The sequence below is a fragment of the Pseudomonas sp. NPDC087804 genome (assembly GCF_044742965.1).
In the GTDB taxonomy this organism is placed as follows: domain Bacteria; phylum Pseudomonadota; class Gammaproteobacteria; order Pseudomonadales; family Pseudomonadaceae; genus Aquipseudomonas; species Aquipseudomonas rustica.
Genome location: NZ_JBIUVN010000001.1, coordinates 567,087 through 580,956, shown reverse-complemented (window position 1 = coordinate 580,956; position 13,870 = coordinate 567,087). Strand labels below are relative to the sequence as shown.

General features: G+C 59.2%; 8 protein-coding genes. 2 read left to right on the top strand and 6 right to left on the bottom strand.

The annotated features are described in order from the left end of the window. The first annotated feature begins 286 nt into the window (after nt 1-286). Nucleotides 287-2,692, top strand: coding sequence for a glucose/quinate/shikimate family membrane-bound PQQ-dependent dehydrogenase (locus ACIOMO_RS02545; RefSeq protein WP_401237850.1), 2,406 nt, complete (start codon nt 287-289; stop codon nt 2,690-2,692). An 89-nt stretch (nt 2,693-2,781) separates the two neighbouring features. Continuing rightward, nucleotides 2,782-4,080, top strand: coding sequence for a carbohydrate porin (locus tag ACIOMO_RS02540; RefSeq protein ID WP_401237848.1), 1,299 nt, complete (start codon nt 2,782-2,784; stop codon nt 4,078-4,080). 118 nt (nt 4,081-4,198) lie between these two features. Here the strand turns inward: ACIOMO_RS02540 and ACIOMO_RS02535 are convergent, their stop codons facing one another. The 6 genes from ACIOMO_RS02535 to ACIOMO_RS02510 form a co-directional block, all read right to left on the bottom strand. Then, nucleotides 4,199-5,383 (bottom strand): DUF2252 family protein, encoded by a 1,185-nt coding sequence (locus ACIOMO_RS02535; RefSeq protein ID WP_159811796.1) that lies wholly within the window; start codon nt 5,381-5,383, stop codon nt 4,199-4,201. Between the two features lie 83 nt (nt 5,384-5,466). Continuing rightward, the gene (locus tag ACIOMO_RS02530; protein ID WP_053120123.1) at nt 5,467-6,813 is read right to left on the bottom strand and encodes a glutamine synthetase family protein; all 1,347 of its coding nucleotides are present in this window, start codon (nt 6,811-6,813) and stop codon (nt 5,467-5,469) included. A gap of 25 nt (nt 6,814-6,838) precedes the next feature. Continuing rightward, nucleotides 6,839-7,396, bottom strand: coding sequence for a helix-turn-helix domain-containing protein (locus ACIOMO_RS02525; protein WP_401237846.1), 558 nt, complete (start codon nt 7,394-7,396; stop codon nt 6,839-6,841). A gap of 25 nt (nt 7,397-7,421) precedes the next feature. After that, on the bottom strand, nt 7,422-8,711 hold the full coding sequence (locus ACIOMO_RS02520; protein WP_401237844.1) for an NAD(P)/FAD-dependent oxidoreductase: 1,290 nt from the start codon (nt 8,709-8,711) through the stop codon (nt 7,422-7,424). A gap of 56 nt (nt 8,712-8,767) precedes the next feature. Next, entirely contained in the window at nt 8,768-11,419 is a 2,652-nt protein-coding gene (locus tag ACIOMO_RS02515) for an RHS repeat-associated core domain-containing protein (protein ID WP_401237843.1), read from the bottom strand. A gap of 72 nt (nt 11,420-11,491) precedes the next feature. Then, on the bottom strand, nt 11,492-13,732 hold the full coding sequence (locus tag ACIOMO_RS02510; RefSeq protein ID WP_401239400.1) for a TonB-dependent receptor: 2,241 nt from the start codon (nt 13,730-13,732) through the stop codon (nt 11,492-11,494). Nucleotides 13,733-13,870: the final 138 nt, after the last annotated feature.

Genomic DNA, 13,870 nt, shown 5'->3' with positions numbered 1-13,870 from the left:
CGTCCACCGGAGGCTCTGGATCGGGCTACCGGGTGGTTATTCGTCGCATTTACAACCTGGCGCAAATGATTTACGCCTTGCGGCGCGACATTCAGTATCTGTCACAAATCACAATAGAGCTGACATAACAGCGTTTTTTTGCACATTTCGACAGACATTTCAGCGTCTAAGCTTCACCTCAGGCATGAGCCAAAACCGCGAACTACGCTTCACGGTGAAATTTGTGATTTAACTAGGTAGTTACCTAACTATATAATGCGCGCCTCATTTCAACGGGACACTCAACGTGAAGCAGAGTCAACGCCTCTCGGGCATATCAAAATTCATTCTGGTCGGGCTGGGCGTCGTCATCGCCCTGCTCGGCTTGGCGCTGGCTGCGGGCGGCGTGAAGTTGGTCAGCCTGGGAGGCTCGTGGTACTTCCTGGTGGGTGGCTTGGTCATGGCCGTTTCCGGTCTGTTGATCGCGCGCTTCAAGCTGAGCGGTGCCTGGTTGTTCGCGGCGTTCCTGGTCGGGACGGCGATCTGGGCTGTCAGTGATGCCGGTCTGGTGTTCTGGCCGGTGTTCTCGCGCCTGTTCATGTTCAGCGCGATCGGCTTGGTGGTGGCCTTGGTCTACCCGATGCTCAAGCGCGCCAACGGTGGCGTTGCGGGTCGCGGCGCTTACGCCGTTGCCGCTGTATTGGCGGTCGGTTTGGCCGTTGCTGCCGGCAACATGTTCGTCGCGCATCCGACCGTTGCCGCCACCGGCACTGGCCCGGGCCTCACTCCGGTTGAGCCGGACAAGGCGCAGAAGGATTGGGCGCACTACGGTAATACCGAAGGTGGCAGCCGCTTCGCTGCGCTGGATCAGATCAATCGCAACAACGTCGACAAGCTCAAAGTCGCGTGGACCTATCACACTGGCGACATCGCCGAGAGCGATGGCAACGGCGCCGAAGACCAGCTCACCCCGCTGCAAATCGGCAACAAAGTGTTCATCTGCACCCCGCACAACAACCTCATCGCCCTCGATGCCGACACCGGCAAAGAGCTGTGGAAGAACTCGATCAACGCCCAGTCGAAAGTCTGGCAGCGCTGCCGTGGCATGGCCTATTTCGATGCGACTGCCGCCATTGCCCAGCCGAGCAATTCGAGCATCATCGAAGCCAAACCGGTGCCGGCCGCCAATTGCCAGCGTCGTCTGCTGACCAACACCATTGATGCCCGCCTGATCGCGGTCGATGCCGACACTGGCGAGTTCTGTCAGGGTTTCGGCAACAACGGTCAGGTCGATCTGAAGGCCGGTCTGGGTAACGTCCCGGACAGCTACTATCAGTTGTCCTCCGCACCGTTGATGGCCGGCACCACTGTCGTGGTCGGCGGTCGCGTGGCTGACAACGTGCAAACCGACATGCCGGGCGGCGTGATCCGTGGTTTCGACGTGATGACCGGCGCCATGCGCTGGGCGTTCGACCCGGGCAACCCGCAGGATCGCAACGCGCCGGCAGACGGCAGCACCTACGTGCGCAGCACGCCGAACAGCTGGGCACCGATGTCGTATGACCCGGCGACCAACACGGTCTTCCTGCCGATGGGCAGTTCGTCCACCGATATCTATGGTGTCGAGCGCAGCAAACTCGATCACACCTACGGTGCTTCGATTCTCGCGCTGGACGCCACCAGCGGTGAAGAGCGCTGGGTGTTCCAGACCGTGCACAATGATCTCTGGGACTTCGACCTGCCAATGCAGCCGAGCCTGATCGACTTCACCAAGGACGGCAAAACCGTTCCGGCGCTGGTCATCGGCACCAAGGCCGGGCAGATCTACGTGCTCGACCGTGCCACCGGCAAACCGTTGACCGACGTAAAAGAAGTGCCGGTCAAAGCGGCGAACATCCCGAACGAACCGTACTCCCCTACCCAGCCGAAATCGGTGGGCATGCCGCAGATCGGTGCGCAGCACCTGACCGAATCCGACATGTGGGGCGCCACCCCGTACGATCAGTTGCTCTGCCGCATCGACTTCAAAGGCATGCGTTACGACGGTTTGTACACCGCGCCGGGCATGGATAAATCGTTGAGCTTCCCGGGTTCGCTGGGCGGCATGAACTGGGGCAGCATCTCGACTGACCCGGTACACGGTTTCATCTTCGTCAACGACATGCGTCTGGGTCTGTGGATTCAGATGATCCCATCGCAGAACAAAGGCCAGGCCACGTCCGGCGGCGAAGCACTGAACACCGGCATGGGCGCCGTTCCGCTGAAGGGCACGCCTTACGCCGTGAACAAGAACCGCTTCCTGTCGGTGGCCGGCATTCCGTGCCAGGCACCGCCGTTCGGCACCCTGACCGCAATCGACATGAAGACGCAGAAAATCGCCTGGCAGGTTCCAGTCGGCACGGTTGAAGACACCGGTCCGTTGGGTATCCGCATGCACCTGCCGATCAAGATCGGTCTGCCAACCCTCGGCGGCACGCTGTCGACCCAAGGTGGCCTGATCTTCATCGCTGGCACGCAGGATTTCTACCTGCGCGCGTTCAACAGCGGCAACGGTGAAGAAGTCTGGAAAGCGCGTCTGCCGGTGGGCAGCCAGGGCGGCCCGATGACTTACGTCTCGCCGAAAACCGGCAAGCAGTACATCGTCATCACCGCGGGCGGCGCTCGTCAGTCGACCGATCGTGGCGACCTCGTCATGGCCTACGCGTTGCCGTAAGCCGTCGTCACTTCATCCAGTCAAGCGCGGCACCTAAGGGTGCCGCGCTGCTTTGCTCCATTGCCCAAGATTCCAGCAGGAAGATTCACATGCAATCGGCTGTTCGTTTTTCTCGTTCCGACCTGTTCAAAGGCCTGTTGATCGGCCTTTCCTGCACCACTGCCCTGCCCGCGCTGGCCGCCGGCGAATCCGATCTGTTAACCCGCAGCACGCTCACTGGCGACTGGGGCGGATTGCGTCATCAGATGGATGAACAAGGCGTCAAATTCACCGGCGACTACAGCGGCGAAACCGCTTACAACGCTGACGGCGGCCTGCACCGTTCGGCGCGTTACTCGCAGAACATCAAGCTCGGCGTGCAGTTCGATCTGAGCAAACTGTACGGCGTCGACAACGCCGGCAAAGTGCAATTGACCATTAACGACCGCCGTGGCAACAGCGCTTCAGAAGACCTCGTCGGCAACCGTTTGCCGATTCAGGAAAACTACGGCGGCCTGTACACGCGCCTGACCGAACTGAGTTACGAGCGCAGCCTGTTCACCCCGGCGCTTAACGTCAAACTCGGCTACATGGCGATGGGCAACGATCTCGGCGGCCTCGACAGCGGCATTCTCTGCAACTTCATGAACGCCGGGTTCTGCGGTCATCCGCTGAACATGTCCGGCGGCAGCGGCTGGACCAACTACCCCAACGCGCATTTGGGCGTGCGGGTGAAATACGACCTGTCGTCCTCCTGGCAATTGCGCGTGGCGGCGTTCAACGTCGACCCGCAAAGCAACGGCAACTCCAGTCGCGCCTGGCACCTTGGGCCGAAACACACCACCGGTACGGTGGTGCCGATCGAGCTGGTGTACAAGCACGGCGGCGAATTGCCTGGCGAATACAAGGTTGGTTACTACTACGACAGCTCCGACGTGAAACGCATCGGCAGCGACGATGAAGTGTCCGGTCGCGGCGGTCATTATTTGCTGGTTGATCAAGCGGTGTGGGCTTCGCAGACTTCCACCGGCCGCAGCCTGCACGCGTTCGGTCAGTATTCAGCGGCCAGCGACGCGGCTTCGCCGTTCAGCAAGTGGTATGGCACTGGCGTGGTGTTGTACAAACCGTTCGACAGCCGCCCGCATGACACCGTCGCGCTGGGTTATGGTCGCGCCGTGCCTAACCCGCGCAGCCGTGATGTGCAGCAAGACGCCGCGCTGGCCAATGGCACCGCGTTCCCGAATCTGGACAGCGCCGAGCAATTAATCGAACTGGGTTACGGCTATCAAGCCACGCCATGGCTGACGCTGCGCCCGAATGTGCAATACATCATCGAACCAGGCGCGTTCTCGGGGCAAGACATCGACAACGCACTGGTCGTGGGCCTGCAAGTAAAAGCCTCGCTCTAACACCACACCTTGTAGGAGCTGCCGAAGGCTGCGATCTTTTGACGTTGTTTTTTAAGATCAAAAGATCGCAGCCTGCGGCAGCTCCTACAAGGGTTCAGCGTTGCAGTGTGTAAGGGGTTTAGTGTTGCAGGGCGTAGCGGCGACAGTGTTCGAGATAGCCTTTCTCATGACTGCCAACCAACTGCACAACACTCGACCAAAGCCACGACGGCGCATCCAGCGTCTTCGAGCGGCAGTTTTGCAGTTCGCTGATCCATGATGACCGCGTTGCCAGGTCCATCTGCCGTGCGTGGGCAATCCCCACCACTCGTGCCAGATACCCCGCCGCCAACATCGCATCACGCTGACTCAACTGATCGAGTTCCAGCTTCATGTCTTGCGGCAACAATTCGCGGACAAAAAAGCCATGATCAAGCACGCGCGTCGCAATCATACGGTTACCCAACCCCGGCGATAGAAACCGCGCGCCTTCTACGACACGTTTACCGTTATCGCGCGGCATCGAAGACCTGGCCGCACGCGGTGCTGCAGCCGTTACCGCTTCTTTGACATCGAGCAGGCAGAAATCCTGATCATCGCCCTCGCCCACGCCCAACAACACCGCGTAACGCTTCAATCCGAGCGAGCTGCAGCCTTTGACCCAATACGCCGAGTCGAGCAGTTTGACCCGGTCATCCTTCGACCGGCCCTTCAACGAAGTCACTAACGTATGAATATCGTCGGTAGCGCACAGGGTTTTCAGCGCCGCACGCTCTGCCCGCGAAAGCGACCAGAAGTGTTTGCCCAAGGGAATCGTCGGTTTGGTGTTCTCGATACGCTCCTGCGCCAGATGCTTCCACGTGCGCTGCACCGCACTGCGCATGCCCGCCTTGACCTGCGCCGGGCGTGGCGGTTCTTTATCGACGTCGTCGACAAAGGCTTGCTCGTAGCCGCGCATCATTTCTTCGAGCATGCGCGCGGTCGCGACACCGGGCAGATCGGAACCGCGTGCCGCCGTGGCCAATGACAGGGCAAGCCTGACCAGATCGTGCGCAGGATTGCCGATAACGGTCTGATCAAGGTCGCGGATATGGATGTCGATCTGGCCTTTCAAATCCCCGGTGGGCCCGAGGTTGCCGGCGTGGCAATCACCACAGATCCATACGGCAGGCCCGTGGGGAAGGCGCCGGCCGGGTTGGCTGTGCAGCCATTCATAAAATTGAACCGTGCTGCCGCGAACATAAGCATGCGCTGACCTCGCCATCTTGAAATTTCGCAGTTGCGAAAGGGTTTCCAGGCGTGCGGATGGACGAGGTGTTTTCATGGGGACTTCTGGCAGGGGATGTGCTCTGTTGACCCCTGCCATCCGGAAAATGTTTCAGAATGTTTCTGGTTTCTTATAAATCTTCACAAATACCAACGATACTCCCGCGCGCTGATCTCCTGCATAAACGCCAAATGATCCTGACGTTTGTTCTCGCAATACACATCCACAAACTCGGCGCCCAGCCCTTCACGCAGTTGCGGCTGCTGCTGCATGGTTTTTACCGCTTCAAACATTTCAGTGGGGAAACCGATACCGCTGTCACGGTCTTCATTCAGCGGTGCGATGGGTTCCTTGCCCGCTGCCAAGCCGTGTTCCAGTCCCACCAGAATCGCTGCCAACACCAGATACGGATTGGCATCCGCGCCGGCCAGTCGATATTCAATGCGCAGGTTTTTCGCGTCCGATTCAGGAATGCGCAAACACGCATCACGATCCTCAAAACCCCAGCTTGCCTTGGTCGCCGTGTTGACCGTACCGCCCAAGCGGCGCATCGCATTCTGGTTCGGGGCGAAGATCGGCATGCTGTGCGGCAGCAATTCCAGACACCCCGCCACCGCATGACGCAACGGCTGTTGTTGATTCGCCGCCAGCAGATTATTGCCGTCAGCATCGTAAAGACTGACGTGCACATGCATGCCACTGCCCGGGTGCTGCAAATACGGTTTGGCCATGAAACTGGCGCGATAACCGTGTTTGAGCGCCACGCCACGGGTGCTGCGGCAGAACAGCGCCGCCCAATCGGCAGCACGCAATCCATCGTCGAGATGCCCGAAATTGATTTCAAACTGACCGGGGCCGAGTTCCGCCGTGATTACCGTGGCGTCGATACCCTGCGCTCGTGTCGCCTCGACCATCTCATCCAGCACCGGCGCAAACCGCGACAAGCGCTCGATGTGCATGTTCGGCTGATCATCGGCATCGTCGGTCAGGTCATCACGAGGGAATTGCGGGAGGCCGTCGCGCAGCTTTTTATCGAACAGATAAAACTCCAGCTCGAACGCCACCACCGGGTGAATGCCTTTACGCGCCAGTCGATCGAGCACCTGCGCCAGCACTTCACGGGGTTCGAATTCGATGGGTTTTTCAGTGCCGTCCGAGGTAATCAGCATCTGCCCCAGCGGCTGCGCTTCCCAGGTCACCGGCTTCAAAGTGCCCGGCACCAAACGCCGTACGGCGTCCGGATCGCCATCGTTAAAGCAGTAATCGCCAATCTTGAACAACCCGCCCTGCACGCCCAGCAGCACGCAGTTTTGCGGCAACTTGAGCGCGCTGCCCGCCGCGACTTTTTCGAGCATGTCGATCGGGTAGCGCTTGCCGTAAAAGTGCCCCGGAATATCCAGAGAAATCAGGTCGACATAACGCACTTCGGGGTGTTGTTGGCGAAACGCGCGCACTTCAGCCAACAGGTCGGCGCAGACAGCGTCCATCGTGTTCATCCTTTATTTGTTGTTATCAGGTGTAGACCCACAGCACGCGTGTGAGCTGATCGGTGAGATTGCCGTAGCGGCAAACGGTGTGGCTGTCGAACTGGAAACTGTCGCCGGCCTTGAGCGTTGCCGGCTCTTCGTCGTCGCCCAGCCACAGCGTCAACTCGCCTTCGAGCACGTAACCGCCCTGCTCCGAACTGTCCGTCATATGTCGATCGCCGCTGCTGGCGCCCGCCTCCAGATGACTCTCAAGCATGGAGAACGAGGCGCGCATCTGCGGCGACACCAAAATGTCGGTGATGCCGTTGGCGTAATACAGCGTGCGGCGCTCGTCCGGGCGCGTGACCCACGGCAGCTCTTTGGGCTTGGGCAAACTGTAGAAATACGTGGTCGGCACGCCAAAGGTTTCGCTGATCGCGGTGAGGTCTGCCACGGTTGGCCGCGACAGGCCGCGCTCGACCTGCGAGAGAAAACCCACCGAGCGGCCGATGTTGTCGGCCAACTCCTTCAAGGTCCACTTCTTGTGCTTGCGCAGGTCATGGATGAGGATCGCCAGTGCGGCGATTTCTTCTTGCTTGTTCATGATTCAACTTCCGGAAAATGACGCATCAGACGCTGTCGCGCAGTCGATACCAGGCCTTGCCGATGGCTTCCAGCGGCGCGGCGAAATGTTTACCGCCGGGGAAACGGCCGTTGCTCAGGCCTTGGTACAACGCCAATTCATCGCTCTGACCGAGAATGGCTTCGGACACCGCGCGGGCGGCGGCCAGTGTCGGCAACACGCCATGCCCCGAGTAACCCTGAAGCCAATAGCGGTTGCCCTCGCTGCCGACATCCGGCGTGCGCTTCAACGTCAGATCGATATGGCCGCCCCAGGCAAATTCCACCTCGACGCCTTTGAGTTGCGGGAACACTCGCTGCAGAAACGGCCGAGTGGCCGCCGCAATATCCTTGGGCATGCCGCCCAGATAGGTGCAGCCGCCGCCGAACAACAAACGGTTGTCCGGTGTGCGGCGGAAGTAATCGAGGACGAATTGGTTGTCGGTCACGCAGACGTTGCTCGGCAGCAATGCCGTGGCTTGCTCCGGCGTCAGCGGCGCGGTGGCGACCTGATAAGTGCCGACCGGCAAAATGCAGGCGGCCAGTTGCGGATCGAGTTCATCAAGATAAGCGTTGCAGGCAAGGATCAACACATCAGCGCGAACTGATCCGCGCGCAGTGTTGACCCGAAAACCTGCGCCCTCCTCCTGATAACTCAGCGCTTTGCTTTGTTCGTAGATGTGGCCACCGGCACGTTCTATCGCAGCGGCAAGGCCGAGGGCCAGTTTCAAAGGATTGAGGTGTGCGCCTTGCGGATCGTAGAGCCCGGCCTGATAGCGATCGCTGGCGACCCACTCGGGCAACTGTTCACGCGGAATGAACTGCAAAGCATCGTGGCCCCATTTGTGGCTGGCCTCGTGTTGCCATTCGGTCAGCAATCCAACCCGGCGCGGCATCACCGACGTCCACAAATGGCCCGGCCGATAGTCACAATCGAAACCATGACGACCCGGCAATTCACGCAACTCCTGCGCCGCCCAACGCATACCGTCCCACAGACGTTTGGCGCGTTCATGGCCGAGCGCGGCTTCCAGCGGCGGCATGTCGCACGACCAGCCAAGAATCGCCTGCCCGCCATTACGCCCCGAAGCCGCCCACGCCACCCGACTGGCTTCCAGCAACGTCACGCGTTTACCGGCCAAGACCAGACGCAACGCGGTGTGCAGACCGCTGAAACCGGCGCCGATGATGACGACGTCGGTGTTCTGCTCGCCTTCCAGCGCAGGTCGCTCACGCAAAATATCGGCGCAACTGTGGGCGTAATAGCTGTCGACGTGCTGCGTGGATTGCTGAAACATTCGCGACCTCATGAAATTATCTTTTTATAATTTCATGAAAATCTACAGAATTAATTTCATAAGAACAACCCGCCGACGTCAAACACAGCACGTCTAGCCGTTCGCCATACTGCGTGCGCGGCTCGTGAAGTCGGGTTGCGGCTTGCTCGTCGCTGTTCTTTCTCGGCATTTGCCTGCAAGGCTTCATTGGCCCAATCCCGATATTCAGGTTTTGGCTCGACATGCACAGCAATAATGACTATGTCTTTCTTGGGATCGGAAAGCTCAATATTTACTCTCTCGACTCTGGTTGCCTGCAGGCCGAACGCGTCCAGGATTCTCTGTGTTGATCGACCATTTCCTTTACTGGCCAAAAAACGCTCGCGTATGCCTTCTGGTTTTTCGGTAGCGAGTAAAGCGTCCTCGTTGATGACGTCCCAACGCAGAATGACTTTCGGCATCACCCCGTAAAAATTATTCAGTTTTGAAACCTGCTTGTATTGATACCAAGTCACATCGGTTGCACTGAGCTCGTTGCCGGCACTGCGATAATTTGCAAGCATTCTCCAACGTCCCGGCAAATACTCATTATCAAAATAATCACGAGATTCGGGGCGATTGCCGTCTTCAGTGACGATTCTGTGCGCGTTGTCCAGACTGTAATTGTAAAAGCCGTCCTCGACTGCTTTCTCACGCTCTGCTGCTGTCTGCTCATTTACGTCACGACGCCTTAATGCTTTCGGATTCAGGTCATACCCCGAAACCATCGCACTCGGCGCATATTCTGAATACTCCTCCGGCAGCCGCCCATCCCCATCCCGGTACCGCAGCGGATTGTTCCTGACCATCCGAAACAGATTCAAACCATCAACAACACCCGCCGGATCCGGATTGATCCAGCGATTCAACCACGGCGCGTAATACCGGAATCCGAAGTAATACAGCCCTGTCGCATCACGTTCATTGCCCGAATAACGAACGGTCTTGTACGACGTCTCGACCTCGCTGCGACTCGCCCACCAAGCGGTTGCGCCGTCAGGGTAATAACCTTCCTGACTGATCAATCGCCCTGCCGCGTCCAACTCCAGACTGCTGCTGCCCAAATGGTCGCTCAAGCTGTAGCTCAATCGATCATTGGTCATCTCGGCGGGCGGCTCACTCTCCCAGTGCAATACCCTCACCCCGCTGCGCCCGGCAGAGATGCTGATGACATGCAGGACTTCGCCAGTCGCGGTATTAGTGCGCAGTTCCAGGCCCGGCAAATAGCGCACTTCGGCCTGGTGAGTTCTGTTACGAGCCTGGGTAAAGCGAGTTTTACGAACGCGCTGACCTGCACTGTCATAGGCATACCGTTCGGTGTCGTTGGCTGCCTCGGTTCGCTCGACCGGTGTGACTTGCCGCAGTTGATTACGCAGATCCCAAGCCAATGCCTGACCCGGTTGTAATTTCTGCACATTGCCGTTGGCATCGAACGCTGCGTCTGGATCACCCTGATTTTTGAAAACACCGCGATTGCTGAACGCCGCAATCTGCATCTCGCGGGTATGGGAGTGCGCGCCGACATGCTGCAGCCGAACCAGGTTGCCGCCGGCATCGTAGTTGTAGCGTTGGGTGTAATTGGCGAACTGATCGGGGCTGGATGCCGCAGCCTCTCGCCCGGTGGCTTCGATGAGTCGGGACAGACTGTCATAGCGGTAGGCACTGACGGAATCGATCCGTTGGTTATTGAAAAAACGCACCGTTTGTACACCGTCCTCAATGCTCAGGATATTGCCCACCGGGTCAGAGGTGTACGTCAGATCTTGAAGGCGAGTGCCGTCGGGCTTCAGTGCGAGCAATTGTTCCAGACGACCATCGATTGGCGAATAACGTGCCGTGGTGATGGCCGCATCGCCAGCGACTTCCCGCTCGATCTGGCCAGAGGTGTTGTAACTGATCGTTGACAGCAACACCGCCTCAGCCTGACCCGCCAGTTGCAGATTGCTTCGGTGCAATTGACCCGCCACGTCATAGGCAGAACGGCGGCAATGTCCCCGCGCATCGGTCAGGCTAAGAAGATCATTCAGTGCGTTGTAATGCTGAAGGGTGACTGCGCCGCCTCCTGGCTCCAGTAACGCATCGCATTGCGCCACAGACTTCGGCCAATCCGGAGCAGTTGCCAGCGCCAAAAAGTGCTGTGATTGCCGCAAAACTGCACCTTGCAGGCTGGCCTCATGAATGTGCAATGAACCCGCAGGATCGTCGTGACGCATCAACTGTCCGCACAAATTGCTCGCGGATGCTTCAGTGCCTGCATAACGCAAACGCTCGACACAACGCTCGCTTTCGCCGTGGACCTGTTCAAACACCGCGACCGGCCGCAAGAGCAAGTCGTACTCAAAGCGCGATTGATTTTTGCGGCCGTCCCAACGACAGATCGTCTGCCCGGAATCTTTTACCAGATTGACCCGCCAGCCGGCGTCGACGTTGCTGCTGGCCAAGTCCTGACCGGATAAAGAGCAAACCGTCGACTGGTTTGCCGGCGTCTCAACATCAGACTCAGCCAACGCCCACAATCGCGGATCCCACTGTTTCACCGCACGGCCGCCAGCGTCATGCAGCTGACGATCCACTCGCACTTCTGCCGCATCGTCGATCTGCGTTCGGCAATAATTGACCGTTCTGACCAGAAGACGTCGAGCATCAACGACCGCCAAAATCGGTGTGTTTGAGTTGAGCGTTTGCTTCATAAGCGTTGCCATCGGATGCGCGTCCCTGCGGTGATTTCTCGCAGTGTAGTCGGCGACGTGACGCTGGCCGGTTCAAAAATCGTAACGCGCCGTCATCCCCAGCGTCCTCGGTGTGCCCAACACTCCCGTATACGCGCCATTCGGCGAGTTCCACAGCGTGGTGTAGTAAGTCTTGTCGAAGGCATTTTTCAGCCACAACGACACGTCCCACTGACCTTTGCCCCAATCGCCGCGTACACCAGTGGACAGGTTGACCAGTCCATAGCCCGGCAACTGCGCTTCACTGGAATCATCAACGGTGCCGACCGCATGCGAGCGCCAGGCGTAGTTACCGTTGACGTAGGGTTGCAGGCCGCCCTCCAGATTCCATTGATAACTGGCGTTGGTGTTGAAGATCCATTTCGACGCGCCCACCACCGCGTGGCCACTGAGGTCGCAGGATGCCGGGGCGCCGGGGCGCAAAGCCACTTCGGCGGGACACGGTGCATCGTCGTAAGACAGGTAACGCACATCGTTGAACGAGCCGTTGGCGTTGATCGTCAGACCCGATACCGGCCGCCAGCTGCTGTCGAGTTCCAGGCCTCGACTGCGCACCGTGCCGGCGTTGGTCAAATAGCTGGTGAGCGAGACATCGTCATAGGCGTTGGTCTGGTAGCCATGCACCACCGTCCAGAACAGGTTGGCATTGAGCAGCAAGCGCTGGTCGAGCAGCGTGGTTTTGATGCCCAGTTCGGCGTCGTTGGCGCGTTCGCTGCCGATCAACAGTGAATCGGCACCCGCGACGGGGGCGCTGGCCACGCCGAGATTGACGCCGCCGGATTTCTCGCCGTGCGACAACGAACCGTACGCCAGCACTTGATCACTGACATGCCAGGCCAGACTGGCCAGCGCCGAGGGGCTGAAACTGTAGAGGCTCAAGTCGCCGGAATCGTAAGCACCGACCCTCGCATCTCTGACGCGCAATGCAGCGGCGCTGGCCGCATCGCCACCGAGCGGCGCGTTGCGGGTGACCTCTGCGAGTTTGCGTTCATAGGTGCCGCGCACGCCCAGGCTGAAATCCACGGTTGGCGTCAGGTGCCAGGTGCCTTGGGCAAACGTGGCGTAACTGTCGGTGTCGACATCGCCATGGCCGATGCTGGTGACGTTGTTCAGCGCGCCCTGCGGGGTACCGTTCCACGTGTCCGCCAACGGGCCGTAATCGGTGAACACGGTGTTGCTCATTTCCTGGCGGAAGTAATAGGCGCCGAGCACGTAGTCGAAATGTTCACCCACCGGTGAGGCCAGACGAATCTCTTGCGAATACTGTTTGTCGCGCGCGGATTGCCCGACGTTGTGCATCACGTCGACGTTCAGCTCATCATCATTGCGCGGGGTGAAATCCCACCAGCGATAGGCGCTGATCGACGTCAGCGTGTAATCCCCGGCCAGATTCCAGTTGGCTTCCAGCGAGGTGCCGCCCTGAAACACTGTGACGTTCTGATCGGCATCCAGATTGACCCGACGGCCGTCCACCAGCGTCGCGCCGACCGCCGCTGCACGCTGTTGGTAACGGTTGACGCCGTTGATCACCGGCCCGGTGCTGAACAGCGAACGCGTGCCGGCACTGGAATCCTCCTCGTGATAATCGGCGAGCCAGCGCAGATTGAAATCCTCGTTGGGCTGAAACTCCAGTTGCCCACGAACGCCTTGGCGCATGCCGCCGCCGAGTTCATGGCCGTCGTACTCGTTTTTCACGTAGCCGTTTTCATGAGTCTTGTAAGCGGCGATGCGCCCGGTGAGCGTGTCATTCAACGGCCCGGAAAAACTCGCTTGAGTCTGCGAGTAACCGTCCTCGCCGACCGACGTCGCGAGGGTGCCTTGCGGTGTCGCTGAGGGGCGACGCGTGGTGATGTTGAGCACGCCAGCCGTGGTGTTCTTGCCGAACAAGGTGCCTTGCGGGCCGCGCAGCAATTCGATCTGCTCGACATCGAGCAGGTCGAATACGGCCATGCCGGGGCGGCCGAGATAGACGTTGTCCAGATAGATCCCGGCGCTGCCTTCCAGACCATCGCTCGCCGGATTGTTGCCCAAGCCACGAATCGACAAGCTCGACTGCCGAGCGTGCATAAACGCGACGTTGACGCTCGGCATCGCCTGCTGCAAATCCTGCAGGCGATACAAGCGCTGTTCCTCAAGGGTTTGCGCGCCGAGCACGCTCATTGCCGTGGGCACTTGCTGTGCATCTTCGCTACGACGACGGGACTCGACCGTTACCGTTTGCAGAACATCGCTGTTGCCGGGTAAATCATTGGCGATCGCCGGCAGCAGCGGCATTAACGAACACAAGCCCAGAGCGGTCGCAGAAAAATTGCGCGAATAAAGAAGATTCATCGGTGGTTCCTGGAGCTGCATCACGCAGCTCTTTGAGAGGAATCGATACTTCGCTGCGCGTGGCCTGCGTGAGCGTGATCG

Bases quoted from the DNA above. Each gene is read 5' to 3' on its own strand.
- ACIOMO_RS02510 (WP_401239400.1), bottom strand. From the start codon at position 13,732: ATGCCGCTGCTGCCGGCGATCGCCAATGATTTACCCGGCAACAGCGAT.
- ACIOMO_RS02535 (WP_159811796.1), bottom strand. From the start codon at position 5,383: ATGAAAACACCTCGTCCATCCGCACGCCTGGAAACCCTTTCGCAACTG.
- ACIOMO_RS02520 (WP_401237844.1), bottom strand. From the start codon at position 8,711: ATGTTTCAGCAATCCACGCAGCACGTCGACAGCTATTACGCCCACAGT.
- ACIOMO_RS02530 (WP_053120123.1), bottom strand. From the start codon at position 6,813: ATGGACGCTGTCTGCGCCGACCTGTTGGCTGAAGTGCGCGCGTTTCGC.
- ACIOMO_RS02515 (WP_401237843.1), bottom strand. From the start codon at position 11,419: ATGAAGCAAACGCTCAACTCAAACACACCGATTTTGGCGGTCGTTGAT.
- ACIOMO_RS02540 (WP_401237848.1), top strand. From the start codon at position 2,782: ATGCAATCGGCTGTTCGTTTTTCTCGTTCCGACCTGTTCAAAGGCCTG.
- ACIOMO_RS02525 (WP_401237846.1), bottom strand. From the start codon at position 7,396: ATGAACAAGCAAGAAGAAATCGCCGCACTGGCGATCCTCATCCATGAC.